This is a genomic window from bacterium, assembly GCA_035307765.1.
Classification (GTDB): Bacteria; Sysuimicrobiota; Sysuimicrobiia; order Sysuimicrobiales; family Segetimicrobiaceae; genus Segetimicrobium.
Window position 1 is genome coordinate 71,658 of record DATGHU010000034.1, and the last position, 23,702, is coordinate 95,359.

Sequence of the window (23,702 nt, forward strand, 5' to 3'; positions counted from 1 at the left end):
TGAGCGGATGAACGCACGCAGGACACTCACGCGCCGGCAGCTCCTGGCACGCGCGGCACTCGGCACAGCGGCGCTGGCGGCGGGCGGGGCGGCCGCGCCGGCGGTGCTGGCGGCGGGCCCGGTGAAGGTCGGGCTCCTCGTCTCCTACTCTAAGGTGTACGGTCAATTGGGCGAGGATATCACCGACGGGATGACGCTGTACTTCGACTCGGTGAGGTGGACGGGGGGCGGCCGACGGATCACCTGGATCCGCGAGGACGAGGAGATCGACCCCCAGGTGGGCGTGCGGAAGGCGCGCAAGCTGATCGAAGCGGACCAGGTCGATCTCCTCACGGGGATCGTCGCCACCCCCACCGCCTACGCGATCCGCGACATGGTCCACAACACCAAGACGATCCTCATCGTCAGCAACGCCGGCGGGAACCTCCTCACTCGGGCGCGGAAGAGCCCGTACATCTTCCGGGTGTCGTTCACGTCCTGGCAGGTCAGCAACCCGTTCGGAAAATGGTTCTACACGAATGTCGCGCCGGTGGCCGTGCTCACCGCCGCGAATTACGGATTCGGCACGGAGTCGATCGCGGCGTTCAAGGAGTCCTTTCTCCCCGCGGGCGGCAAGGTCGCCGGCGAGGTCCTGCCCCCGCTCAACAACACCGACTACGCCCCCTACATCACGCAGATCCAAAAGTTCAACGCGGAGGGCTCGTACAATTTCTACAGCGGCAGCGACGCGGTGCGGTTCATCCAGCAGGCCGCTCAGTTCGGCCTGACGAAGAGCAGCCGGATCAGCGGGGCGGGCTTCATGGTGGAGCAGGACGTGCTGCCGGCCGAGGGGGCGAACGCGCTGGGGATCTACAGCCCGCTGCACTGGGCCCTCACCCTGCAGAATCCGGAGAACCTCGCCTTCACCCGGGCGTACAAAGCGCGCTTTAAGCGCGATGCCAGCGTCTTCGCGATGCAGGGCTATGATGCGGCTCGGGTGATCGTGGAGGCGCTCAACAAAACCGGCGGAGACACGAGCAACAAGGACGGGATGGTCGAGGCGCTGGCCGGAGTGAAGTTCGCGAGCCCGCGCGGTGCCTTCGAGTTCGATCCGAACACCCACAACGTCATCCAGACGATCTACATCCGCCAGGTCCGTCAGGTCGGCGGCGACATCGCGAACGTGGTGTTCGACAACCTCGGCCGGATCGCGGACCCCGGCAAGTGACCCGCGCGGCGTCGGGACGGGGCCGCACGCGTCCCGGCGCCGCGCCCACCCCCTCACCGCGGTGACCTTCTACCTCCTGCAGGGCCTCAACGGCCTCGCCTACGGGATGCTGCTGTTCCTCATGGCGTCGGGCCTCTCGCTGATCTTCGGCCTGATGGAGGTGATCAACCTCGCCCACGGCGCGTTCTACATGCTGGGGGCGTACCTGGCGCTGTCGATGGTCCGGTGGACGGGATCGTTCTGGATCGCCGCGCTCACCGCCCCCCTCCTGCTGGGCGCTACCGGGTTCTTCCTGGAGTGGGAGTTCCTCCGTCCGCTCTACCGCCGGACCCATCTGGATCAGATCCTCCTCACGTTCGGGTTCGCCTTCGTCTTCTCCGATCTGGCGCGGTGGGTGTGGGGGGCGGACGTCCAATCGCTGGCACCCCCCCCAGGGCTGGACCGCTCCATCCCCCTGTTGGGCACGCTGTTCCCATCGTATCGCCTCTTCGTCATCCTGCTCGGGGCCGTCCTGGCGGGGGGGCTGTGGTTGGGGCTGAATCGGACGCGGCTCGGCGCGATGGTGCGGGCCGGGGTGGCGAACAAGGAGATGACGCAGGCGCTGGGGATCGACATCGGCCTGGTGTTCACCGGGGTGTTCGCCTTTGGGACGGCGCTGGCGGGGTTGGCCGGGGTCATCGCCGCACCGATCCAGGGGGTCTTTCCCGGCGTGGATTTCGAGATCCTGATCGTCACCCTGATCGTCGTGGTCGTCGGCGGGCTCGGCACCCTCGGCGGCTCGTTTTGGGGAAGCCTGCTCATCGGCGAAGTGGACACCTTCGGCAAGACGATCGTGCCGCAGGCCGCCCTCGTCTTCATCTACCTGATCATGGCCGCCGTCCTCCTCGTCCGGCCGGCGGGGCTGTTCGGGGGGCGCCCCCGGTGAAGCCCGCCGCCTGGCTGGTTGCGGCGGCGGGCCTCGTGCTCGTGCCGCTGGTGTCGTCGCGGTATGTCACGACGACCCTCACGGAAATCCTCATCTTCGCCGTGTTCGCGATGAGCCTCGGCCTCCTCGTCGGGTACGTCGGACTCGTCTCGCTGGGCCACGCCGCGTTCTTCGGGATCGCCGCCTACACCGCGGGGCTCCTCAGCACCCACCTCAGCGCCTCGCTCTTCCTCACCCTCCCCATCGGGATCGCGGCGGGAGCGATGGCCGCGTTCGTGGTCGGGGTGTTCGCGCTGCGCGCCACCGGCGTCTACTTCCTCATGCTCACGCTCGCGTTCGCGCAGATGGCCTTTGCGGTGGCGCACCAATGGTCGTGGCTGACCGGGGGAACGAACGGCCTCGCGGGGATCCCCCGGCCGTCCGTCCCCGGAGTGGATATGGGCGGGACCACGGCCTTCTACTACCTGGTCCTCCTGCTGGCCGCCGCCGCGACCGCGGTGCTGGGCCGGATCGCCGGATCGCCGTTCGGGGCGGCCTTGGTCGGAGTGCGGGAGAACGAACCGCGCATGCGGGCGATGGGCTACGATACCTTTCGACTGAAGCTGGGGGCATTTGTGATCGCCGGCGCCGCGGCGGCGCTGGCGGGGGTCCTCTACGCATACTACAACGGGTTCGTCTCCCCGGACGAGCTGTATTGGACGCGATCGGGGGAAGCCCTGATCATGGTGCTCCTCGGCGGGACCGGCACGCTGGTCGGACCCGCGGTCGGCGCGGCCGCGGTGCTGCTCTTGCAGAACCTGGTGAGTTCCTACACGGAGCGGTGGACGATGATCCTCGGCGCGACGTTCGTCCTGGTCGTTCTCGTCGCCCCGCAGGGGCTGGCGGGTCTGGTGAGAGGCCGATGGGCGCGGTCCTCATAACCGAACGGCTGACCCGCCGGTTCGGCGGGGTGGTCGCCCTGAAAGGCGTCAGCCTCGACATTCCCTCCGGAGAGCGCCACGCGATCATCGGGCCGAACGGCGCGGGGAAGACCACGCTGTTCAACCTGATCAGCGGGGAGCTCTCGCCATCCTCCGGCCGCGTGCTGCTGGATGCCCGGCCGATCACGGGACTGCCGCCCCACCGCATCGCCGCGTGGGGATTGGCCCGAACGTTTCAACGGAACAATCTGCTGCTGAACCTCAGCGCCCTGGAGAACGTCCGGCTCGCCGTCCAGGCCCACACGCCGGCGACCCGGCGGCTGCTGACGCCGGCGACGCGGCTGCGCGGTCTTCTCGACGACGCGCACGCCCTCCTCGCCCGGGTCGGCTTGGAGTCGAGCGCGCCCCTCCCCGCGCGCGCGCTGTCGTACGGTGAACAGCGGCAGCTCGAGATCGGCATCGCGCTCGCCGGGCGGCCCCGCATCCTGCTCCTCGACGAACCCACCTCCGGCATGTCCCCCGCGGAGACGGCGAACATGACCAGGCTCATCGCCCATCTCGAGCGGGAGCAGACGATCGTGCTCATCGAGCACGACATGGATGTGGTCTTTGCGATCGCCGACCGCATCACCGTGCTCCACCTCGGCGAGGTGCTCGCGGTCGGGACACCGGGGCAGGTCAAAGCCCACCCGCGGGTCCAGGAAGTCTACCTCGGGGCCCCGCCCGCATCCGGCGCATGACGACCGGCCTGGCGGGAGCCGCCTCCATCCTTACCCTCGCCGGGGTCCACACCTACTACGGGGACTCCCACATCCTCCAGGGAGTGACCCTGTCGGTCCAGTCGGGAGGAATCACGTGCCTGCTGGGTCGGAACGGTGCGGGCAAGACCACGACGGTGCGGACGGTCATGGGATTCACCCCGCCCCGCGCCGGACGGATCACCTTCGAAGGCCGGGAGATCTCCGGCACCCCGCCGCACCGGATCGCCCGCGCCGGAATCGGGCTCGTTCCGCAGGGCCGCGGGATCTTCCCCACCCTCACGGTCCGTCAGCAGCTCCTCCTGGGGCAGCGGGCCGGCGGATGGCCGGTGGCGCGCATCTACGAACGGTTCCCGATCCTCGCCGCCCGCGGCGGGCAACCCGGTGCGGTGCTCTCCGGGGGCGAACAGCAGATGTTGGCGATCGGACGGGCGCTGCTGCTGGGCCCCCGGCTGCTGATCATGGACGAGCCGACGGAGGGACTCGCTCCGTTGTTCGTCGCGCGCGTGCGGGAGATTCTCGATGAATTTCGCCAGCGTGGACTCGCCGTGCTCCTGGTGGAGCAAAATCTGGGCCTGGCGCTGGCGGTCGCCGACCAGATCTACGTGCTGAACAAGGGTCGGGTGGTGTTCGAAGGTCCGCCGGACCGCCTCCGGGTCGAGGCGCGTCTGCGGGAGCACTACCTCGGCGTCTAAGCCGAGTCCGAGGCGGCGGGGCGGGGGGATCCTACCGGAACAGATCCCGAGAGGGGTCGCGCAGCAACCGACCGGCCCCGCCCTCCCCAGAGGAGACCGGGACGCCCCGGATGAGCACCACCGGGGTGTCCTCATCGCACTGTCCCTGGAGAAGCGTGGCCGCGGCGGCGAGTTCGTCGGCCACCGCCTCCACCGACGTCCGCATCGTGTACCCGTACCGATCGGGGCGCCCGACCAGGCTCACCAGCGGCTCGAAGCCCGCGGCACCGACGCAAACCCCCACCGCCCCCTCGCGGTGAGGCCGGCCGTGGCTGTCATTGATGATGACCCCGACGGACACCCCGAAGGCGGACCTCACCGCGGCTCGGATCGCGCGCGCGGAGGCGTCGGGGTCGCGGGGCAAGAGGCACACGACCTCGGGACCCGCCCCGACGTTGCTGTGGTCCACCCCGGCGTTGGCGCAGATGAAACCGAGTCGGTGCTCGGTGATCAGCACCCCGTCGTGCACGCGGACCACCCGGGTCGACTCTCCGAGGATCACCTCCACCAGACGGGGATCCTTGCCGCTCTCGCCGGCCAGGCGAACGGCCTGCGCGCCGGGGGTGATGCTGGCGAGGTCGACGAGGTTCCCCTCGGCCTTGCTGACGATCTTTTGGGCGATCACCAGGACATCGCCCTCGGACGGCCGCAGCGCAGGCGCGTCCAGACTGCGCACCAGCAGATCGGGCAGCGACATCCCCGGGCGGACGTCCGGGATCCCCGGGACGGCGATGAGGGTCGCCGCGGTGATTCGCGGTCGGGGGTGCGGGTGTCCGGTGTGGGGTTCCACCTCAATACCCACTGCTGAGGTGTGAGGTTCCGGCGTCGTCGCCACGGCGCATTCCGCGATCCGCGGGCGATCGGCAAAGCGAACACGACGGCGCGGGGGCCGGGGGGCGGACCTTTCCCCGCGACTCCCTCACGCGGAAGGCACAACCCGCCGGAGCGCGGGGAGCACTTCCTCGCCGAGGAGGTTGAGGGTCGCGCGCTGATCGACCGACGTGACCTGGACCGTCACGATGTCCGCGCCCATTTCAACCAACGGGCGATAGATCTCGACCAGCTCCGCCGCGTTGCGGGCCCACGCGTATTTTCCGATGATCTCGCGCCGGTTCATCGAATCGGCCCGCGCCCGGAGCACCGATGGATCCACCTCGTCGAGGCGCCCTTCCACCCGCAGCCCCCGCCAGGCCGCCAGCGCATGCCATGCCTCGTCCTCGTCCCGGGCCAAAATCGACCACCGCTGCGCGACCACCGTGGGTGTCGGCCGGCCCGCGTCCCGCGCGGCCCGCGAGAAGGGATCGATCACCTGCTCCCGCGCTTCCGCCGGCACCTTGACGCTGACGATCAACCCGTCTGCGAGCCGGCCGGCCAGCGCAGCGGATTGCGCCCCTCCGGCCGACATCCAGATCGGGACGCGGCCAAGCGGCGGACTGTAGAGTTTGGCCGCCTGCGTCCGGTAGAACTCTCCCGCGAAATCGAGCTTCTCGCCGTCCAGCAGACGCCGCATGATGGCGATGGCCTCCGTCATGCGACCGCGCCGCTCCTTGTGGCCGGGGAACTCCCATCCGAGCGGACGCTCGTTGATCCCTTCGCCACTTCCGACTCCAAGCGCGAAGCGGCCGCCGGACAACCGGTCCACGGTGGCCGCCGCCTGCGCCACCAACCCCGGATGGTAGCGGAAGAGCGGGCAGGTGACCGCGGTGGCGATCCGCGCACGCCGCGTCCGGGCGGCGAGCGCGCCGAGCCAGCTCCAGACGAAGGCCGCGGCCGCGGCGTCATCGACCCAGGGGTGGAAGTGGTCAGACACCATCAGGGCATCGAACCCGATCGCCTCCGCCTGCACGGCGTGCTCGAGGAGAACCTCGGGTTGGAATTGTTCGGTGCCGCAAAAATAGGCGAAGTCAGGCATCGTGCCCCCTCGGTGCGGTGCTGTGGTCGCGCCATCTCGGCACTGCGGATGGGCGAGCCGACTCGATCGACGACAGAGCGTTGCGGTGGATGCACCCCCGTCCAGCGATGCGGGTCGCGACGACGGCTCCGGACGGGAACGGGCGAGCGTGCATCACCGAAGAACCCTCACGCCCGCCTACCGCGCAGCCGAGGTACTGCGCGCAAACTCGCGGCCGACGTCGATGACCCGCCGCACCTCGGGACCCGCGGTCGCAATCGGCTGCAGAATCGGCAGCCGCACCCCCGCCCGCGCGTAGGCGCTGAGGCGGTCGAGGATTTCGTCCGGGGATCCGGCCAGGGTGAACGTGTCGAGCAGCGCATCGCCGATCTGCCCGCGCGCTCCGTCGAGATCCCCGCGCCAGAACGGCCCGGCGATCCGCCGCTTGCTCTCCGGGTCCACCCCGCTTTCGCGCAGGACGGCCTCGTCGATCACGGCGAACTGATACGCGACGAACGGGTCGCGCCGCATCGCTTCTCGGGCCGCGGCGGGATTCCGATCCACGGCGCACAGAAGGTACGCTGCCGCATCCATCGCGTCGGGGTCGCGCCCCACCCCCGCCGCCGCCCGCCGCGCGGCGCCGATCAGCCGGGTGCAGGACGCGGGGGACTCGAGCGAGCGCGCCAGATACCCATCGCAGACCTCTCCGGCCACCCGCAGCATCGCCGGGCCCCACCCCGCCAGATAGATGGCGACCGCATGCGCGGGACGGACGGTCAGCTGCGCGTTCGTGAGCGCGAAGCTCCGGCCGGCGAAGGTCACCTTCTCCCCCGCCCACAACCGGCGGAGGAGCGCGATGCTCTCGCGCATCGCCACCACGGGGTGCGGGTGCGCGATCCCCTGCTCGTCGAGCCGGGCGGGATACCCGGTGCCAAACCCCAGGATCGCTCGGCCCTCACTCAACTCATCGAGCGTCGCCAGGGACGCCGCGACGAGCACCGGGTGTCGGGTGTAGGGGTTGATGCATCCGGTGGCGAGCCCGAGGCGCTTCGTGCTCACGGCCATCGCCGAAAGGTAGCCGAGCGCGTCCCGGTTCCAGTACGCCTCGTGCACCCAGCAGGAGTCGAACCCCTGGTCCTCGGCGTACCGCGCAAACTCCACCGCCGACCCCACCGGCAGGGTCCCTCCCAGCCCGAGCGCCACCCGGCTCACGCGGGAATCGCCATCGCCACGGTGTAGCCGTCGAGCTGCAGGTACCGGGAAGCCGCCGCCCCGATCGCCGCGGGGGTGACGCCGCGGATCAACCCCGGATACCGCAGCAGGTAGTCGAGCCCCAAGCCGAACACCTCGATCTCCACCAGCGCCTGGGCGACGCCGGCGTCGGTCTCCAGCCGCAGAGCCAGCGATCCAATCAGGTAGTTCTGGGCATCCGGCAACTCACCGTTCCGCACCGGCTCGCGCTGCAGCCCCCGGATCTCGCGCACGATCCCCTCCACCGCGCGGTCGACGTTCCGCGGGTTCACGCCCGCCCGCACCGCCCAGGGACCGGCCAGGAAGCCTGCCTGAGCCCGGCTGTACACGTAGTAGGCCAGCCCTTCCTTGTCCCGCACCGTCGCGCCCAGCCGGCCCATCAGCCCCAACCGTCCCAAAATGAGATCGGCCATCATCGCCGGGTAGAATTCCGCGCTCTTCCGGGCGAACCCCGGCACGCCGAGAACGATGTCCGCCTGGCTCTTGCCGGGAATCGTCACGACCCGGCGCTGGACCGAGGCGGCGGGACCGGCCGCGGGGATCTCGATCGCGTCGACCGCACCCGATGGGCGCCACCCTTCCCAGAGAGCGGCGAGCCGCTCCACGATGCGCGGGGCGGCTACGTCGCCGACCACCGCGACCACGAGCCCCTCCGGCCGATAGTGCCGGCGGTGAAACGCGACGAGGTCCTCGCGGGTCATGGCGGCGACGGTGTCCTCCTCGCCCTCCGGGGTCCGGTGGTGGGGGTGCGCCGCCGGATAGGCGACCTCCCGGAACGCCTTCTCCGCGGCGACCCGGGTGTCGAGGCGGCTCTCGCGAATCCCGGTGATCATCCGTGCGCGCTGCTTTTCGATCTCATCCGGAGGAAACGTCGGCCGCAGCAGTACCTCCGCGATCAACTCGAGGATCCGTCCCACGTCTTCGGCCAGGCATCGCGCGGAAAACGTCACCCCTTCGAGGTCCGCACGCGCGCTGAGGGTCGCGCCGAGGGAGTCGAGCAGCAGCGCGAGGCGCTCGGATGTATAGGACACGGTCCCGCGGGTGAGCATCAACGAGGTGAAGAGCGCGACCCCGGCCTTCCCGGGGGGATCGTACATCGCCCCGGCGGGAAGGTACCCCAGCACGGTCACGGCGGGATTGGTGTGCTTCTCGCGGATCAGGGCGACGGAGCCGTTCCCGAACGGGCGGCGGACCACCAGCTCGGCGGTAATCGGCACCGCCGGCCCCCGAGCGCTGAGATCACGCATGGACCGCCTCCGGGACGCGCTCGCTCTCCGGAAGGTACCATCCGACCGTGCGGTTGCGCTCCTGGAACACCCGCCCGGCCGCCTGCTGCATCGATGCCGGCGTGACGGCGCTCAGCCGCTCCTGAAAACGCGCCAGGTAGTCGGTGTCCGCCACGATCTCGGAGCTCCCGAGGAGCACCGCCTGCCCGGACACCCCATCGGCGGCGTAGACCCACTGGGCGCGCGCCTGCTTGTGCACCTTCTCCAACTCCTCGGGGCCGACCGGCGCCTGCGCAAGACGATCGAGCTCGGTGCGGATGGCCGTCTCGACGCGCTCGGGCGCCACTCCCGGACGCAGCGTCACCCCGATCTCGAACAGCGCTGGATCGAGCGTGGGCCGGAACGAACTGCCGACATCCACCGCGAGCTGTTGCTCGACGAGCGCGCGATAGAGGCGGCTGCTCCGGGCGCCCATCGCCTCACCCCCGAACACTCCGGGGCCTTTAAACCCCGAGAGGATGCCGTCGAGCAACAGGCACGGGAAGAAATCCGGGTCCGTCGCCGCGGGCGCATGAAACACCATCTGCAACTGCGGGACGGCCCCCCCAGGCCGCCGGAGGGTGACCCGGCGTTCCCCCTCTTGTGGCGGCTCCACGCTTCGGACCGCGGGGGGCGGCGGACCGGGCGCGATCGGCTCGAACGCGTCCCGGATCTGGCGGAGGAGCGCGTCGCCGTCAAAATCCCCCACCGCCACGACGACGGCGTTGTTCGGGGTGTAGTAGGTGCGGTAATGGCGGACCAGATCATCCCGCGTCATGGCCACCAGGTCGCTCTTGTACCCGATGACCGCGTGCCGATACGTGTGGACGCGGTACGCTGCGGCCTCGACCTCCTCATACAGCGCGTACTCGGGGTTGTTCTCCGCCCCCTCACGTTCGGAAATGATCACGGTCCGCTCGCTCGCGACCTCTTCGGGGTCGAAGAGCGAGTTGCACATGCGGTCGGACTCGATACGGATCCCGAGGCCGATGTGCTCGGCGGGCAGGGTTTCGAAGTACGCCGTAAAATCCTTCCAGGTGAACCCGTTCCAACTCCCTCCATGCCGGTTGACGAGGCGGGAAAACTCCCCCTTGCCGAGCGTAGGCGTGCCCTTGAACAGCATGTGCTCGACCCAGTGTGAGATCCCGGTGACGCCGGGCACCTCGTTCCTGCTGCCCACCCGGTACCAGACCCAGAAACTGGCGACAGGGGCCGTGTGCACCTCGCGCAGCAGGACGACCAAGCCGTTGGACAGGACGGCGCGCGTTGTGGGTTCCATCGCCGAGCTCCTCTCGGGTCTCAATCCCATCCCCTGGCCGACCTTCGAACGCCGGCGGGCACGGCGGGGCCGGGCCGCGAGTCCGGGGATCGCCCTACCCTTCGGCCCCGAGGATGACCCCCCCTGCCTTCTCCAACGGGACGGGAAGGGTTCCTGCTTCCCGGCTTCGTAACCCCGTGCGGCTGCCTTCTACCATATCCGGTGGAGCAATCAGGAGCCTGCGCAGGCAGGTGACGTCTCATTTTAGAATACGCACGAAATCAGGGGCATTTGGCTTCATTCGAACCATTGGCTTTTGTTTTGCATTCACTGGCGGCCCCGGAGCCCTGCCGTACCTCTTCGAAGTCCTCGACACGCCCAGCGACAACCGCCGGTGGGCCTGGGCTTGGGGCTGGAAGGAGGCGCTCCCCACCGAAAAGCGCATCTTCTACGGCCGCGTGATCGCCCGAAAGCCCACATTTGTCTCGATGGGGTTCCTGCCACACTTCTTCGCGCTGACCGGAAACGTCGGGGATCCGGATGACTGCCGGCGGCTGTACGACGCAGGCCGGCTCACGACGTTCGGGCGGCGCGTGTACGAACTCGTCGGTGCCCGGGGACCGCTCACAACCCGGGAGATCCGGGCCGCCGTCGAACCCCACCGGACGGGGAGCAGCGGGCGCCTGCTGCGGGCGCTGGCCGAACTGCAGAGTCGATTCCTGCTCGCTCGGATCGCGGAGGTGGGGGACAACCCCGGCAACTACGCCTACGTCTGGGATCTGTTCGACCGGTGGCTCCCGGAAATCGTCGCCCGCGCGCGCGGGATCTCCCAGCGCTGCGCGGCCGCGGCGCTGCTCGAACAATACGCGCGGATCGCCGGCGCCCCGCGCCCCGAAGATGCCGCAGCGTTGTTCGAGTGGTCCCCCTCCCTCCTGGCGACGGCGCTCGCCGACGTCCGCCGCGGCGGGGAGATCAGCGTCGTCCGAGGACCGGAGGGGGAAGATCGCCTGGTCGCGACCCGCCGCCTCCGCCGACTCCAGTCCGGTCGAAACGCTCGCCGCTGACGGCCCCGGGCGTCGGCCCGATCTGCGGGCGCCGCGCGGCGATCCGCGGACTCGCGGTTACGCTGCGCGGGAGACCGCCGCCTCCACCTCTTCGTACGGGGGCTCGACGCCGGGCTTCTCCGCCACCCACGTGTAGACGACCTTGCCGTGCTTGTCGAGGACGAACACGGCACGCCGCGCGATGCCGTTCAACAGGCCGATGAAGCTGTTCTCGTAGACGTCGTACGCCTTCATCGCCTCGTGGTTGAAATCGCTCAGCATCATCTGCTTCAAATTGTGCTGTTTGGCGAACTCGGTCAGCGTGAACGGCGTGTCCGCGCTGATCCCCACGACCTGAGCGTTGAGCGCATCGATCCTGCTGTGGTCGTCCCGGAACCGGCACATTTCCTTCGTGCACGTCCCGGTAAATGCCGCTGGAAAAAACGCGAGGACCGTGGTCTTCCCGCGCAGCTCGCTGATCCGGACGGCCTTGCGGTCCCCGCTGACGAGCGTCGCGTCTGGCGCTTGCTGTCCCACCTCTACCGGCATCGTGGACCTCCTTCCATCTCGATGATCGCTTCCCAGATACCGACTGCGGCCCCGGGGGAATCGTCCGGGGTCGGCCTCCCCCCCGATATTGCCCATCCGTGAAGTATGGTACGCTGGGGGTGGCCGGTTTGCATCCCGGAACACCCCCCCAAGGAGGTCAGACCATGGCAGCGACCAGGCGCGCCGATGTAACCTGGGAAGGCGACTTGATGTCGGGCAAGGGCGCGGTGAGCGCCAGTTCCAGCAAGGTCTTTACGGCCCTCCCGGTGACGTGGGCCTCGCGCACAGAGGCGGCGGGAGGAAAGACCAGCCCCGAGGAACTGATCGCCGCCGCCCACGCCAGCTGCTACGCGATGGCCCTGTCGTTTGGACTGGCCGGCGCAGGCACGCCGCCGAAGAAGCTCGAGGTCAGCGCCACCGTGACATTCGACAAGGTCGACGCCGGCTTCCGGGTCACCTCGAGCGCCCTGACCGTGCGCGGCTGGGTCCCGGGCCTCAACGCCGAGGGTTTCCGGAAGGCCGCGGAAGGGGCCAAGGACGGGTGCCCCGTCTCGCAGGCGCTCAAAGGCAACGTCAAGCTGAGCGTGGAGGCCACGCTGGCGAGCTAGCGCCCGCGAGGTCGGCGGATCCGCCGAAGCCCATCCCTCGGGCGAACGGCTAGCCGCGGGCGCCGAACCGCTCCATGATGTGGGCCATCAGGAGCGTCGTCTCCCGGAAATCGCTGGCGCGCACGTTCTCGTCGGGGGCGTGGGCGCGCGCGTTCCAGTACCCCGACCCGACGCTGACGAGCGGGATCCCCAGCACCGGACCCACGTCGTAGGCGGGGCCGGTCCCTGCCGAGGTAGGATAGATCAGCACCTGGCGGCCCGTCGCCTCCTTGACGCAGTCGCGCACCAGGCCGACGAACGGATCGCTGAGATCGGTCCGCCAGGGGAACTCCGCCCCCAGAACCGTCACCCCGATGTCGGTGAAGCCGTGCGCGTCCAGATGCGTGCGGACGTTTCGGGCGATCTCGTGCGGGTCCTGCTCCGGCACGAGGCGGAAGTCGATCTTGGCGCGGGCAACCTTGGGGAGCACGGTCTTCGAACCCTCGAGCGTGTACCCCCCCCACAGACCGCAGATCGTACACGTGGGCGTGAAGAGCAGCTGGCGAACCGCATCCTGACCCGAGACCCCGCCGATCAGCCGGTCGACCCCGACGCGCCGGCGCAACTCCTCGACGACCTCCGGCGGGATCTGTCGAACCGCCTCCTCCTCGGCGGCAGTGGGCCGCCGGACCCGGTCGTAGTGCCCGGGGATCTGCACGCGGCCGGTTCGGTCCTTGAAGGTGCTGAGGGCCCAGACCAGGCGTGTTCCGGCGCCTTCGATGACGGCCCCCAGCGAGGAATGGAGGTCGACGCTTGCGGTCGTGGCCTCGAGCTGCAGGTAGCAGATCCCCTTCATCCCGCAGACGATGTGCATGCGCTCCTGCGGGTCGCGCTCGCCGTACTCCCAGATGCAGGCGTCGGCCTTGAGCAGGTCGGTGTGGGTCCGCGTGATCGCGCCGAGGTGGACGCTGCTGATCTCCTCCTCGCCCTCGATGAGGAACTTGACCCGGCAGGGGAGCCCGCCGCCCACGGCCCGCAGCGCCCGGAGGGCCCCGATCCGTGTCATGAAATCGCCCTTGTTGTCGGACACCCCGCGGCCGAGCAGCAGTCCGTCCCGCTGGGTCACGTCAAACGGCGGCACCGTCCACTCGTCGAGCGGCTCGGCCGGCTGGACGTCGTAGTGGTCGTAGAAGAGGAGGGTCCGCGGGGACCGCCCGTCAAACTCCCCAACGACGACCGGATTTGCGCCGTCGTGTTCGAGGACGGTCACCCGGCCGCCGCACCCGCGCAGCAGGTCGCCCACGGCCCGCACGGTCTCGGGGATCCCCTTCCGCTGCGCGGCCACCGACGGGATCCGCACGAGGCGGCGGAGATCCTCGATTCCCCCGGGCAGGTCCGCGTCGATCCGGGCGCTCAGGGCGTCGTCCACAGCGATCAGTCCTCCGTTCATGAAATCGGGTTCCGCTCACCATTGGGCGCGGCGGCGGGTTTTCCCTGGTGGGATGGCCCGCCGTCCGGCAGGACCTGTCCGCCCCTGGCGGAACTCTCAGGAGGGTTTCGGAATCCGCGCAGAGCAGACGGAGGTCGCTGGTGGAATCACGCACGCTGTTGGCCCTGTTGTCGAACGCGTTCGGCGTCTCGGGGTTTGAGGACGACGCGCGGTCGGTCGTCCGCTCGTACGTCGAAGGATACGCCGATGAGGTCCGCACCGATGCGCTCGGGAATCTCATCGCGACCCGGCGGGGGCGGGAGGGGTTCACCCTCATGCTCGACGCGCATCTCGATGAGGTCGGCGTGATCATCAGCCACGTGGAAGAGGACGGATTCCTTCGCTTTATGCCCATCGGCGGCTGGGACCCCCGAGTGCTCCTGGCGCAGGCGGTGACGGTGCGGACGAGATCCGGCGCCCTGGTCCGCGGGGTGATCGGCGCGGTCCCCCCCCATCTGCTTCGGCCGGAGGATCGCGAAAAACCGGTGCTGCTCGACTCGCTGTACATCGATGTCGCCGCCCCCTCGGCGGGGGCCGTGGCGCAGCGCGGCATCCGCATTGGCGATCCCGCCGTGCCCGGGCACGCGTGCGAGGCGCTGGGGGAGGAGTGGATCCTCGGTAAGGCGCTCGACGACCGCGCCGGGTGCGCCGTGCTGATCAAGGTGCTGGAAGCGGTGGCCGGCGAGCGCCTGGACCTGACCCTGGTCTGCAACTTCGCGATCGGGGAGGAAACCGGGTTGCGTGGCGCCCGGACGGCCGCGTATCAGATTCGACCCGACCTGGCGCTCGCGCTCGAGGGCACCGTGGCCGCCGACACCCCCGGCGTGCTCCCGCAGCGCCAGCCGACCCGCACCGGAGGAGGCCCGGCCCTGACGATCGCCGACCCGACCATCATCGTCCGCCCGCACGTCGTCCGGGCGCTGGAGCAGCTGGCGGAGCGGCATGCCATCCCCTACCAGTTCAAGCGCCCGATGTCCGGCGGCACCGATGCCGGCGCCATCCACCAAAGCCGCGGCGGTGTGCCGACGGGAGTGGTCTCGCTTCCGTGTCGGTACATTCACTCCCCGATCGGCATGCTCCGTCTGGACGACTTCGAGCACACCGTCCACCTCGTGACGGCCTTCGCTCGGGAAGCACGCGGACTGGTGAGTTGAGCGGAGGGCGGAACGGTGTTTACGGTGCGCGCGGTCGTCGACCCGGACACGATCCGGCTTTGCGAAGACCTGCAGATGCGGATCTGGGGGATGTCCGAGCGTGAGGTCGTGCCGCTTCACCAACTCGTCGCGGCGATCTCGGCGGGGGGGCTCGTGCTGGGGGGGTTCGCGCCCGACGGCGCGCTCGTGGGATTCGCGTATGCCGTCCCTGGATGGCGTCTCGGCCTCCCGGTGTGGCACTCGCATATGACGGGGGTCCTCCCCACCCATCAAGACTCGGGGCTGGGGTTCCAGCTGAAGTGCGCGCAGCGCGAGGGGGCGCTCGCAGCGGGCGTCGCGCACATCGTGTGGACCTACGACCCCCTGCAGGCGGGGAATGCCCGCTTCAACCTCGGCCGGCTTGGCGCGGTGGCATCCCGCTACCATGAGGACTACTACGGGGCCATGACCGACGCGATCAACCGCGGGCTGCCCAGCGACCGGTTCGAGGTGGACTGGTTCCTCCGCTCGGCCAGGGTCGTCTCGCGGCTCGCCGGTGTCCCCCGTGCCCCGCTGGACCTCGACTGCCCGTGGGCGCTTGCGGCCGCCGGCCCCACCTCCCCCCCCGCCCCGGGGCGGCCGCACCTCGATCTGGATGCCCCCCGCCTCCTGGTGGAGATCCCGCCCAACCTCGCCGCGCTGAAGACCGAGCATCCCGATCTCGCCGCGTCGTGGCGGGAAGCGACGCGGACGGTGTTTCGCTTCTACCTCGGCCGCGGATATAAAGCCACCGAGGCGGCCGCGGTTCCGGATTCGGACGTCCCCCGCACCGCCTATCTCCTGGAGCGAACGCCCAAGCACGTCGCCACGCTGCCCTCCGGGCAGCGGGAAGGAGCCCCGCGGTGAGAATCGAGCGCATCGAGCTGCGCCACGTCCGGATCCCCTACATCTTTCCCTTCGAGACCTCCGTGGACCGGGATGAGGCGAAGGACTGCTTGATCGTCCGCGCTTGGGTCGACGGCCTGGAAGGCTGGGGCGAGTCCCCGGTGACGATGAAGCCTTACTATAAGGAAGAGACCGTCGAGACCGCCTGGCCGATCCTCACCGGCTTCGTCATCCCTCGCGTGATCGGCCGGACGCTCGATCGTCCTCAAGAGGTGGTGGAGTGGGTCGCGCCGATCCGCCGCCACTATCTGGCGAAAGCCGGGCTGGAGGCGGCCCTGTGGGACGTGTACGCGCAGCGGCAGGGGATCTCCCTGGCGGCGGCGCTCGGCGGCACCCGAACCAAGATCGACGTCGGGATGAGCGTGGGCATCGAACCGACGATTGACGCCGTGCTCTCCCGGATCGACACGTGGCTGGGCCAAGGGTACCAACGCATCAAGGTGAAGATCAAACCGGGGTTCGATCTCGCGCTGGTTCGGGCGATCCGGGACCGCTTCGGGGGGATCCGGCTCCAGGTCGACGCGAACACCGCCTACTCGCTTCGCGATCTCTCCCGGCTCCGCGAACTCGACGACTACGATCTGCTGATGATCGAGCAGCCCCTCGACCACGACGACATCATCGATCACGCGACGCTGCAGCGAGCCCTGCGGACGCCGATCTGCCTTGACGAGTCGATCGACTCCAGCGAGGACGCGCGGAAGGCGATCGATCTCGGCGCCTGCACCATCATCAACATCAAAACCGCCCGGATGGGCGGGCTGAGCGAGGGACTGCGTTGCCACGCCATCTGTCAGGACCGCGGGATCCCGGTGTGGTGCGGCGGATTCCTCGAAACCGGCATCGGCCGCGCCGCGAACATCGCGATTGCCTCGCTCCCAAATTTCACCCTTCCCGCCGACCTCGGCGCCAGCCGGCGGTACTTTCACGAGGACATCATCGAGCCATGGGTCGAGGTCAACCGGGATGGAACGGTGGACGTGCCGACCGGTCCCGGGCTGGGATTTGCGGTCGTCGAGCGGTTGGTCGACAAGTACACGGTGCGGAAGGAGACGTTTCGAGCGTCCTGAGCGGCACGCACGCCGCCCCCGGGGATGACCGCGAAGTGCGATCCTACGGATCGAGGAGTTCGATATCGTGCCTTCTCCGAATCGCCGCCAGGGTCCCGGCTTCCGGGGGACGCCCGGACTCCCGGGGGGCCTCCGCGGTCTCCTCCAGGAAACGCTCCAGCCCGGCGGGAGCGAAGATCACCAGCACCCGCGCCGGATGCGGCCCGGGGTTCCAAAACATGTGGGGGGTGCCCCGCGGGATGAACACAAACGACCCGGCCGGCGCGCGGACCGTCCGTTCGCCCACCCGCGCCGCCACGGTTCCCTCCAGCACGTAGAGCGCCTCGTCCGAGAGCCGATGCCGATGCCGCCCCAACTCGGGGGCCCCCGGGATCGGCGCGCTCTCGACGACCGAGAACCGACCACGGGTCTCCCCGGCACCGGCCTTTGAGCGTGGCCGTCGCTCCCCGGTCGGCGAGCACGAGCGTCTTCCCTTCACCCGGCATCAGGACGACGCTCCTCGGCCATCTTCCGCCTCCCACCTCGTTGTCGATCTCCTTCTGCCCGCCCCGCCGGCCCACCCTCCTGCTCGCATCGTCCCGCGGCCCAAAGCAGGAAAGCCCCGGCGTGGCGTGAAGAAGGAGCCCAATGCGGATCCCCGCCGCCGCGGCACTTCTCCTGACCCTGCCCCTGTCGGGGTGCCTCACCTCGCTGGTGCCGGAGCATCAGGAGACCCCGCCCGCCCCCGCCAACCTGGTGGTGGAAATCTCCGGGTCCCCCGGGGTGACCTTCCAGGGTTCGTTGGGGACGGCTCCCGCCTCCAAGTCGATCGAGGGACAGGTTCCCGCCCAGTTTGCCGTGACGACGGCGGTGGCCGTCGCCGTCGCCGTGACCAAGGAGCAGGAGGAGGGGGAATTGACCGTCAGGATCCTGCGCGACGGACGCGAGGTCGCGCGCCAGACGACGAGCCAACCGTTCGGCACGGTGACCCTGGTCTACCGTGTGGCCCTGTGATGTTGTCGGCCCCCGATCGCCGCTGATGACGATCGGGGGAAGGCCGGAAGGCTGAGGGGCTTCCCCCCCAATGGACCGTGGAGACTCGCGCGGCAGATGCCGCCCGGTGCGTTCGGTGAAGATCGTCATCTCTGGGTCCCACGGACTGATCGGCTCGGCGCTCGCGTCTGCGCTGGCCGCGGACGGTCACCGGGTCATTCGCCTCCTCCGTCCGCCGTTCGCCGCCGGGGACGATCGGATCGGATGGGATCCCGCCGCCGGCGTGATCGATCGCACCGCCCTGGAGGGCCTCGACGCGGTGGTCCATCTGGCGGGAGAGAGCGTCGCCAGCGGCCGGTGGACATCGGCAAAGAAGGCGCGAATCCGAGACAGCCGGGTCGGCGGCACGCGTCTCCTGGCCCGCGCCCTCGCTGATCTGGCCCATCGACCCCGGGCCCTGGTCTGCGCCTCGGCGGTCGGCTATTACGGCAGCCGCCACGAGCAGATTTTGGTCGAAGAGAGTGCGCCGGGACTCGGCTTTCTCGCCGACGTCTGCCGTGAATGGGAAGCCGCCGCCGAGCCGGCCCGGGAGGCGGGGATTCGGGTGGTCCATCTTCGGACCGGACTCGTGCTGACCTCAGCCGGCGGGGTGCTGGCGAAGCTCCTCCCGATCTTCCGCCTCGGGCTGGGGGGGCGGCTCGGCGGCGGGCATCAGTGGATGAGCTGGATCACGCTCGACGACGCGGTGCGGGCCATCGCGTACGCGCTCAGGCGCGATACCCTGCGCGGCCCCCTCAACCTGGTCTCCCCCCAGCCCGTCACCAACCGGGAGTTCACGGAGATCTTGGGCCAGGTTCTCCGTCGCCCCACGATCGTGGCGGTCCCCGCCGTCGTCCTCCGCGCCGTCCTCGGCGAGGCGGCCGGCGAGATGCTCGGAAGCCAGCGCGCGCATCCCACGAAGTTGCTGGCCGAGGAGTTTGCGTTCCTCCATCCCGAACTGGAACCCGCCCTGCGCCACCTCCTCCGCGGGGAACCCAGGGTCCCCGCCCCCGCGTGAGGGGGCAGGGGGCGCTCCGCGCATCCGCGAAGTGAGCGTCCATGCGGATTGCGATTGCCAGCGATCATGCGGGGTATGAGCTGAAGGAAGAATTGAAGCGCATGCTCCGGGACCTCGGGCACGAAGTCCGTGACTTCGGCACCCACTCGACCGACCAAGTGGACTATCCAGACTTCATCGTCCCGGCCGCCGAAGCGGTCGCCTCCGGCCAGTGCGACCGGGGGATCGTCCTCGGCGGGAGCGGCAACGGCGAAGCGCTCGCCGCGAACAAGGTCACCGGGGTGCGCTGCACGCTGTGCTGGGAGAGCTACACCGCGCGGGTCGCCCGCCAGCACAACGACGCCAACGTCCTCTCGCTGGGCGCGCGCGTGATCGGATCGGAGGTCGCGCGCGAGGTGGTGCGCGTGTGGCTGACCTCGGAGTTCGAGGGGGGCCGCCACCAGGTGCGCATCGACAAGATCCGAGCCGTGGAAGAGCGCTACGCGGGAGCGCGGGCGCGAAAGGAGTGACTGGGAGGATGGACATCGCAGCGGCGGTGCGGTTGCAGTTGGAACGCAGCCACGAACGGGTGAAGAAGTGCCTCGCCGACCTGTCACCGGAGGAGACCCGACGCTCCCCTCTCCCCACGCTCTCGCCGGTAGTCTGGCAGATCGGGCATATCGCATTCTACGACGGCCAGTACGCGCAGAAGGCCGGCGGCGCGGGGACGGTGCCGGTCGCGTACGAGGGCCTGTTCAAAGCGGGAACCGGCGGCCAAGCCGGCTACCCGCCGATCGGCCAGATCTGGGATGTGTTCGACAAAACGCATTCCGCCCTCCTCAGGATCGCCGCGGAAGCCGACCTGGGCACCCCCGTCGAGGGCCAGATGTACGCCGACATCGGGGGCATGCTGATCTTCTCCTCGGTCCACCGCACCTACCACATCGGCAAGATGACGACGCTCCGGGCGCTGCTGGCGAAGCCCGTGCTGTTCGGGCCGCCCCTGTCCGCGCCCAGACCGTAAGGACCTCACGTCCATCCCGGGTCGCCGCGACCGCCGGGGCGACGAAGAGGCATTCCGCCGCCCACATTCCCACGAGGCAACGCACGCCCGCGCGCAGGCAGGCTGGGAGGATCGGGTGACCCAATCGCGCGAGGGGGGTCTGTCCCCCAAAAAGGAGCAGGTCGCCACCGCCTACACGCTGGCCGCCGACAGCTACGACGGCTCGGCGATGGGCTTCCGGGGCCGCTTCGGCGGCCAACTGGTGGACCTCACCAAGGTCAAGCCCGGGCACCGCGTCTTGGATCTCTGCTGCGGCAGCGGGGCCTCCGCGCTGGCCGCCGCCAGGAAGACCGGGCCGGCGGGCGGGATCCTCGGGGTGGACATCGCCCAGGGGCTCGTCGAGCTGGCCCGAGCCAAGGCGGCGAGGGAAGGCCTCTCCTGGGCGCAGTTCCGGTGTGTCGATGTGGAGGCCCTGGAGGTGCCCCCCGCCTCGTTTGACGTCGGTCAGTGCGGCTTTGCGATTTTTTTCTTCGACGACATGACCTCTCCGATCCGCACGCTGCTGCGGGCCGTCCGGCCGCGGGGGACCATCGGGGTGTCGATCTGGGGAGAAGAGTTCTGGGAGCCGTACAACACCCGATTCTTCGAGTGCATCCGGCGTCGCCGGCCCGACCTCTACACGGGCGCTCCCGCGTGGTACCGCATCAACTCCGCCGACGCCCTCGCCGCCCTGCTCCGCCGGGCGGGGGCGACGAACATCGCCGTGCGAACCGAGCGCGTCAGCCACGTCGTGGTGGGGGCCGAAGGATGGTGGAAGGTCATGTGGGGGAGCGGGTACCGGGGCACCCTCAGCCGACTGACCCCCGATGAACTCCAGGCCGTGCGCGCCGAGCACCTCCGCGAGATCCAACCGCTGGTGGCGCCGAACGGAGATCTGTCGCTGTCGAGCCCGGTCCACTTTGGCATCGCGACCGTTCCCGCTCGCTAATCCCCCACGAAGGGGCCCGCCGCGAGCGGGGGGAACCCATGAAATCAGGACGACCACAGTATCCGCGCGGGGCGGGGGGGTTGCAGATGGCCCGGATCGTGATCGGTCTTGCACTCGCGGTGAGTCTCCTGGTGGGGGCCGCGCCCGGCACGGGGGCGGCGCAGCCGGGACCGCAGCGGGGTGGGGTGATGCGCGTGGCGACCAACGCCGACCCGCCGGGGCTCGACCTGATGTGGCAGACCTCCACGATCAGCCTCGACATCAGCCAGCACGTCTTCGAGACCCTGCTCACGCTCGACACGCAACGGCGGATCGTGCCGATGCTCGCCGACAGCTATACCGTCACCAACGGGGGCAAGACCTTCACCTTCAAACTGCGCCGGGGGGTCAAGTTCCACAACGGCGCCGAGATGACGGCCGCCGACGTGCTGGCGTCGTTTCAGCGGTGGGTCGCGCTGTCCAGCCGCGCGCGGCAGATCCTCAAGGACCTGACCGAGGCGACCGCCCCGGACCGCGACACCTTCGTCGTCACCCTCAGCCAGCCCAACGGGGCCTTCCTCCCGGCGCTGGCCATCCCCAACCAACGGATGGTCGTGCTGCCGAGGAGCGTCATCGAGAAGAACCGCGACGGCACCGGCAAGCCGCTCGAGATTAAGGGCGCGGACCTGATCGGCACCGGGCCGTATCGGGTGGCGGAATGGAAGCCGGACCAATACGTGCGGCTCGTGCGCTTTTCCGGGTACGCCTCGCGCTCCGACCCTTCGAGCTACATGGGGGGCGCGCGGCACGCCTATCTCGACGAGATCCGGTTCATCCCGGTCCCCGATGACCTGACCCGGGTCGCCGGCCTGATCTCAGGCGAGTACGATCTGGCGCTCCAGCTTCCGAGCAGTGCCTACGATCAGCTCAAGGGGAGCGCGGGTGTCGTCGTCAAGATCGTCGGCCCCGGGTCCGCCGCGGTCGGCGTGTTCAACAAGAAGCGCGGCCCGTTCGTGGACGTGCGCACCCGGCAGGCGGCCTGGTACGCTATCGATCCGCAAAAGGTGATGGCCGGGGCGTTCGACAACCCGCTGATCTACCGCCTCACCTCCTCCCTCGCGGGAAAGGAATGGGGGGTGTGGGCGTTCCCGCAGATCGGCAGGGACGTGTACGACCACGGCCGGGACCTCGCGAAGGCCAAGGAATTGCTCAAAGAGTCCGGGTACGCGGGCGAGCCGATTCGGTGGATCACCACCCGCGACTACGCGTACATGTACCGATCGGCCCTCGTCGCGTCGGAGGAGATGAAAGAGGCGGGGTTCAACGTGCGGCTCGTGGTCTCGGACTGGGCGACCGTCATCTCCGACCGCAACAACCCGGACCGGTACGAGATCTTCAGCACCGGCATCGGGTTCGAGGGCGACCCGACGTCGACCGCGGCGTTCACCCCCGGCTGGCCCGGGTGGTACGACTCGCCCCGCAACAACAAGAATTACGAGGCGCTCGTCACCACGGTCTCCCCCGCCCTGCGGCACGAATTGGGCGCGCAGCAGCAGCGGATCTTCTGGGACGAAATCCCCTATCTCCGCTTCGGAGAGATCCTGACGCTCCTCGCCTACCGCCAGAACGTCCAGGAGATGTACCCCGACAACTCCTACTACCTGTGGAATGTGTGGCTGAAGAAGTAGGCGGGGGGACCGGCACGGTCCGGCCGGCGCGCGCCCGGCGGCGCTGAACCGGACCAGCGGAGCATGGCGCGCTACGCCGGACGACGGCTGCTCGAGGCGATCCCGCTCATCCTGATCGTCGCCACGTTCGTGTTCGTGCTCGCGCGCATCATCCCAGGGGACCCGGTCGCGTTGATCTTGGGAGACGAGGCCACCAGCGCGGACGTGGCCCGGGTGCGGGCGCAGTTGGGGCTTGACCGGCCGCTCGTGGTCCAGTACGCGCTGTGGCTCTCGCGGGCGGTCCTGCGACTGGATCTGGGGGAGAGCTTTTATCTCAAGCAGCCGGTCGGGCAAGCGATCGTCCAGCGCATCGAGCCGACGTTTCTCCTCGCCGCGTCGGGGGCGCTGCTGGCGATCGTCATGGGGATGGCCCTCGGGGTGGTTGCCGCCGTCCGCCGAAATACACTCGTCGACCGTGCGGTGATGGTCGTCGCCCTGGCCGGCCTGTCGGTGCCGAGTTTCCTCGTCGGCCTGATCCTGATCCTCGTGTTCGCCGTCCGCCTGCGCCTCCTCCCCTCCAGCGGCTACGCGCCGCTCCACGACGGGTGGCCGGCCACCTTACGCTACCTCGTTCTCCCGGCGATCACCATCGGCGTGGGCGGCGCAGGAATCATCGCCCGCATCACCCGGTCCAGCATGCTCGACGTCCTGCGCGCCCCATACGTCCAGACGGCGCGGAGCAAGGGGCTGCCCCGCCACCTTGTCATCCTCAAGCACGCCCTCCGCAATGCGCTCATTCCGACGATGACGGTGATCAGCCTGACGATTGCCGGATTGGTCGCCGGGACGATCATCGTGGAAACCGTGTTCGCCATACCCGGCTCCGGACGCCTCGTGGTGCAATCCGTCGCCCGGCGGGACTACCCGGTGATCCAAGGCGCCGTGATGTTCGTGGCACTCCTCTACGTCCTGGTCAATGCGGCCGTGGACGTGCTGTACGCCTACCTCGACCCGCGGATCCGCTACGACTAA

25 protein-coding genes are annotated in these 23,702 nt (G+C 69.4%); 17 read left to right on the forward strand and 8 right to left on the reverse strand.

All coding sequences use genetic code 11. From position 1 onward, the window contains the following. Positions 1 to 7 precede the first annotated feature (7 nt). The 5 genes from VKV57_11265 to VKV57_11285 all read left to right on the forward strand — a co-directional run bounded on the left by VKV57_11265 (position 8) and on the right by VKV57_11285 (position 4,505). Positions 8 to 1,207 (forward strand): ABC transporter substrate-binding protein, encoded by a 1,200-nt coding sequence (locus tag VKV57_11265; GenBank protein HLW60485.1) that lies wholly within the window; start codon positions 8 to 10, stop codon positions 1,205 to 1,207. Positions 1,208 to 1,268: 61 nt separating this feature from the next. Further along, entirely contained in the window at positions 1,269 to 2,132 is an 864-nt protein-coding gene (locus tag VKV57_11270; protein HLW60486.1) for a branched-chain amino acid ABC transporter permease, read from the forward strand. Beyond that, positions 2,129 to 3,052 (forward strand): branched-chain amino acid ABC transporter permease, encoded by a 924-nt coding sequence (locus VKV57_11275; GenBank protein HLW60487.1) that lies wholly within the window; start codon positions 2,129 to 2,131, stop codon positions 3,050 to 3,052. Before VKV57_11270 ends, VKV57_11275 begins: the two co-directional genes overlap by 4 nt. After that, positions 3,034 to 3,792 (forward strand): ABC transporter ATP-binding protein, encoded by a 759-nt coding sequence (locus VKV57_11280; GenBank protein HLW60488.1) that lies wholly within the window; start codon positions 3,034 to 3,036, stop codon positions 3,790 to 3,792. Before VKV57_11275 ends, VKV57_11280 begins: the two co-directional genes overlap by 19 nt. Then, complete coding sequence (locus tag VKV57_11285; protein HLW60489.1) at positions 3,789 to 4,505, forward strand: ABC transporter ATP-binding protein; 717 nt, start codon at positions 3,789 to 3,791, stop codon at positions 4,503 to 4,505. The genes VKV57_11280 and VKV57_11285 overlap by 4 nt, the downstream gene beginning before the upstream one ends. A gap of 31 nt (positions 4,506 to 4,536) precedes the next feature. On the opposite strand, the gene cofE is transcribed toward VKV57_11285, so the two are convergent. The 5 genes from cofE to VKV57_11310 all read right to left on the reverse strand — a co-directional run bounded on the left by cofE (position 4,537) and on the right by VKV57_11310 (position 10,230). Beyond that, positions 4,537 to 5,334, reverse strand: coding sequence for a coenzyme F420-0:L-glutamate ligase (gene cofE, locus VKV57_11290; protein HLW60490.1), 798 nt, complete (start codon positions 5,332 to 5,334; stop codon positions 4,537 to 4,539). Between the two features lie 129 nt (positions 5,335 to 5,463). After that, positions 5,464 to 6,456, reverse strand: a complete 993-nt coding sequence (locus VKV57_11295) for a TIGR03557 family F420-dependent LLM class oxidoreductase (protein ID HLW60491.1) — start codon at positions 6,454 to 6,456, stop codon at positions 5,464 to 5,466. A 177-nt stretch (positions 6,457 to 6,633) separates the two neighbouring features. Further along, a complete protein-coding gene (locus VKV57_11300; protein HLW60492.1) occupies positions 6,634 to 7,647 on the reverse strand; it encodes an LLM class flavin-dependent oxidoreductase in 1,014 nt (337 codons plus the stop codon). Further along, on the reverse strand, positions 7,644 to 8,933 hold the full coding sequence (locus VKV57_11305; protein HLW60493.1) for a pitrilysin family protein: 1,290 nt from the start codon (positions 8,931 to 8,933) through the stop codon (positions 7,644 to 7,646). The genes VKV57_11300 and VKV57_11305 overlap by 4 nt, the downstream gene beginning before the upstream one ends. Beyond that, positions 8,926 to 10,230 carry a pitrilysin family protein gene (locus VKV57_11310; GenBank protein HLW60494.1) on the reverse strand — a complete coding sequence of 435 codons (1,305 nt, stop codon included), beginning with the start codon at positions 10,228 to 10,230 and terminating at the stop codon, positions 8,926 to 8,928. The genes VKV57_11305 and VKV57_11310 overlap by 8 nt, the downstream gene beginning before the upstream one ends. 230 nt (positions 10,231 to 10,460) lie before the next feature. Here VKV57_11310 and VKV57_11315 point away from each other — a divergent pair, with 230 nt between their 5' ends. Beyond that, complete coding sequence (locus VKV57_11315) at positions 10,461 to 11,273, forward strand: crosslink repair DNA glycosylase YcaQ family protein (protein HLW60495.1); 813 nt, start codon at positions 10,461 to 10,463, stop codon at positions 11,271 to 11,273. 57 nt (positions 11,274 to 11,330) lie between these two features. On the opposite strand, the gene VKV57_11320 is transcribed toward VKV57_11315, so the two are convergent. Continuing rightward, entirely contained in the window at positions 11,331 to 11,801 is a 471-nt protein-coding gene (locus VKV57_11320) for a peroxiredoxin (protein ID HLW60496.1), read from the reverse strand. A gap of 164 nt (positions 11,802 to 11,965) precedes the next feature. Between VKV57_11320 and VKV57_11325 the strand changes: the two genes are divergently transcribed. Next, positions 11,966 to 12,409 (forward strand): OsmC family peroxiredoxin, encoded by a 444-nt coding sequence (locus tag VKV57_11325; GenBank protein HLW60497.1) that lies wholly within the window; start codon positions 11,966 to 11,968, stop codon positions 12,407 to 12,409. Between the two features lie 49 nt (positions 12,410 to 12,458). Here the strand turns inward: VKV57_11325 and VKV57_11330 are convergent, their stop codons facing one another. Then, on the reverse strand, positions 12,459 to 13,838 hold the full coding sequence (locus tag VKV57_11330) for a M20/M25/M40 family metallo-hydrolase (GenBank protein ID HLW60498.1): 1,380 nt from the start codon (positions 13,836 to 13,838) through the stop codon (positions 12,459 to 12,461). A gap of 140 nt (positions 13,839 to 13,978) precedes the next feature. Between VKV57_11330 and VKV57_11335 the strand changes: the two genes are divergently transcribed. From VKV57_11335 to menC, 3 genes are read left to right on the forward strand one after another with little or no spacing between them, the layout of a single operon-like run. Further along, positions 13,979 to 15,031 carry a M42 family metallopeptidase gene (locus VKV57_11335; GenBank protein ID HLW60499.1) on the forward strand — a complete coding sequence of 351 codons (1,053 nt, stop codon included), beginning with the start codon at positions 13,979 to 13,981 and terminating at the stop codon, positions 15,029 to 15,031. 15 nt (positions 15,032 to 15,046) lie between these two features. Further along, positions 15,047 to 15,916 (forward strand): GNAT family N-acetyltransferase, encoded by an 870-nt coding sequence (locus VKV57_11340; GenBank protein HLW60500.1) that lies wholly within the window; start codon positions 15,047 to 15,049, stop codon positions 15,914 to 15,916. Beyond that, positions 15,913 to 17,025: an o-succinylbenzoate synthase gene (gene menC, locus VKV57_11345; GenBank protein HLW60501.1), complete on the forward strand. Its 1,113-nt coding sequence runs from the start codon at positions 15,913 to 15,915 to the stop codon at positions 17,023 to 17,025. The genes VKV57_11340 and menC overlap by 4 nt, the downstream gene beginning before the upstream one ends. Positions 17,026 to 17,068: 43 nt before the next feature. Here menC and VKV57_11350 read toward each other — a convergent pair whose 3' ends face one another. Then, complete coding sequence (locus VKV57_11350; GenBank protein ID HLW60502.1) at positions 17,069 to 17,503, reverse strand: cupin domain-containing protein; 435 nt, start codon at positions 17,501 to 17,503, stop codon at positions 17,069 to 17,071. Positions 17,504 to 17,652: 149 nt separating this feature from the next. Between VKV57_11350 and VKV57_11355 the strand changes: the two genes are divergently transcribed. The 7 genes from VKV57_11355 to VKV57_11385 all read left to right on the forward strand — a co-directional run bounded on the left by VKV57_11355 (position 17,653) and on the right by VKV57_11385 (position 23,702). Continuing rightward, positions 17,653 to 18,018: a hypothetical protein gene (locus tag VKV57_11355; protein HLW60503.1), complete on the forward strand. Its 366-nt coding sequence runs from the start codon at positions 17,653 to 17,655 to the stop codon at positions 18,016 to 18,018. Between the two features lie 115 nt (positions 18,019 to 18,133). Beyond that, a complete protein-coding gene (locus VKV57_11360; GenBank protein ID HLW60504.1) occupies positions 18,134 to 19,054 on the forward strand; it encodes a TIGR01777 family oxidoreductase in 921 nt (306 codons plus the stop codon). Positions 19,055 to 19,095: 41 nt separating this feature from the next. Beyond that, positions 19,096 to 19,563, forward strand: a complete 468-nt coding sequence (locus VKV57_11365) for a ribose-5-phosphate isomerase (GenBank protein ID HLW60505.1) — start codon at positions 19,096 to 19,098, stop codon at positions 19,561 to 19,563. 8 nt (positions 19,564 to 19,571) lie between these two features. After that, on the forward strand, positions 19,572 to 20,057 hold the full coding sequence (locus VKV57_11370) for a DinB family protein (protein ID HLW60506.1): 486 nt from the start codon (positions 19,572 to 19,574) through the stop codon (positions 20,055 to 20,057). Positions 20,058 to 20,172: 115 nt separating this feature from the next. Further along, positions 20,173 to 21,024, forward strand: coding sequence for a methyltransferase domain-containing protein (locus tag VKV57_11375; protein ID HLW60507.1), 852 nt, complete (start codon positions 20,173 to 20,175; stop codon positions 21,022 to 21,024). 38 nt (positions 21,025 to 21,062) lie between these two features. Beyond that, positions 21,063 to 22,691 carry an ABC transporter substrate-binding protein gene (locus tag VKV57_11380; GenBank protein ID HLW60508.1) on the forward strand — a complete coding sequence of 543 codons (1,629 nt, stop codon included), beginning with the start codon at positions 21,063 to 21,065 and terminating at the stop codon, positions 22,689 to 22,691. 63 nt (positions 22,692 to 22,754) lie between these two features. After that, entirely contained in the window at positions 22,755 to 23,702 is a 948-nt protein-coding gene (locus VKV57_11385) for an ABC transporter permease (GenBank protein HLW60509.1), read from the forward strand.

What these genes read in the sequence shown, in the direction of transcription:
- VKV57_11280 (HLW60488.1), top strand. Translation starts at nt 3,034, where the DNA reads ATGGGCGCGGTCCTCATAACCGAACGGCTGACCCGCCGGTTCGGCGGG.
- VKV57_11385 (HLW60509.1), top strand. Translation starts at nt 22,755, where the DNA reads ATGGCGCGCTACGCCGGACGACGGCTGCTCGAGGCGATCCCGCTCATC.
- VKV57_11305 (HLW60493.1), bottom strand. Translation starts at nt 8,933, where the DNA reads ATGCGTGATCTCAGCGCTCGGGGGCCGGCGGTGCCGATTACCGCCGAG.
- VKV57_11285 (HLW60489.1), top strand. Translation starts at nt 3,789, where the DNA reads ATGACGACCGGCCTGGCGGGAGCCGCCTCCATCCTTACCCTCGCCGGG.
- VKV57_11370 (HLW60506.1), top strand. Translation starts at nt 19,572, where the DNA reads ATGGACATCGCAGCGGCGGTGCGGTTGCAGTTGGAACGCAGCCACGAA.
- VKV57_11355 (HLW60503.1), top strand. Translation starts at nt 17,653, where the DNA reads ATGCGGATCCCCGCCGCCGCGGCACTTCTCCTGACCCTGCCCCTGTCG.
- VKV57_11330 (HLW60498.1), bottom strand. Translation starts at nt 13,838, where the DNA reads ATGAACGGAGGACTGATCGCTGTGGACGACGCCCTGAGCGCCCGGATC.
- VKV57_11310 (HLW60494.1), bottom strand. Translation starts at nt 10,230, where the DNA reads ATGGAACCCACAACGCGCGCCGTCCTGTCCAACGGCTTGGTCGTCCTG.
- VKV57_11265 (HLW60485.1), top strand. Translation starts at nt 8, where the DNA reads ATGAACGCACGCAGGACACTCACGCGCCGGCAGCTCCTGGCACGCGCG.
- VKV57_11325 (HLW60497.1), top strand. Translation starts at nt 11,966, where the DNA reads ATGGCAGCGACCAGGCGCGCCGATGTAACCTGGGAAGGCGACTTGATG.
- VKV57_11295 (HLW60491.1), bottom strand. Translation starts at nt 6,456, where the DNA reads ATGCCTGACTTCGCCTATTTTTGCGGCACCGAACAATTCCAACCCGAG.
- VKV57_11380 (HLW60508.1), top strand. Translation starts at nt 21,063, where the DNA reads ATGAAATCAGGACGACCACAGTATCCGCGCGGGGCGGGGGGGTTGCAG.
- VKV57_11320 (HLW60496.1), bottom strand. Translation starts at nt 11,801, where the DNA reads ATGCCGGTAGAGGTGGGACAGCAAGCGCCAGACGCGACGCTCGTCAGC.
- VKV57_11365 (HLW60505.1), top strand. Translation starts at nt 19,096, where the DNA reads ATGCGGATTGCGATTGCCAGCGATCATGCGGGGTATGAGCTGAAGGAA.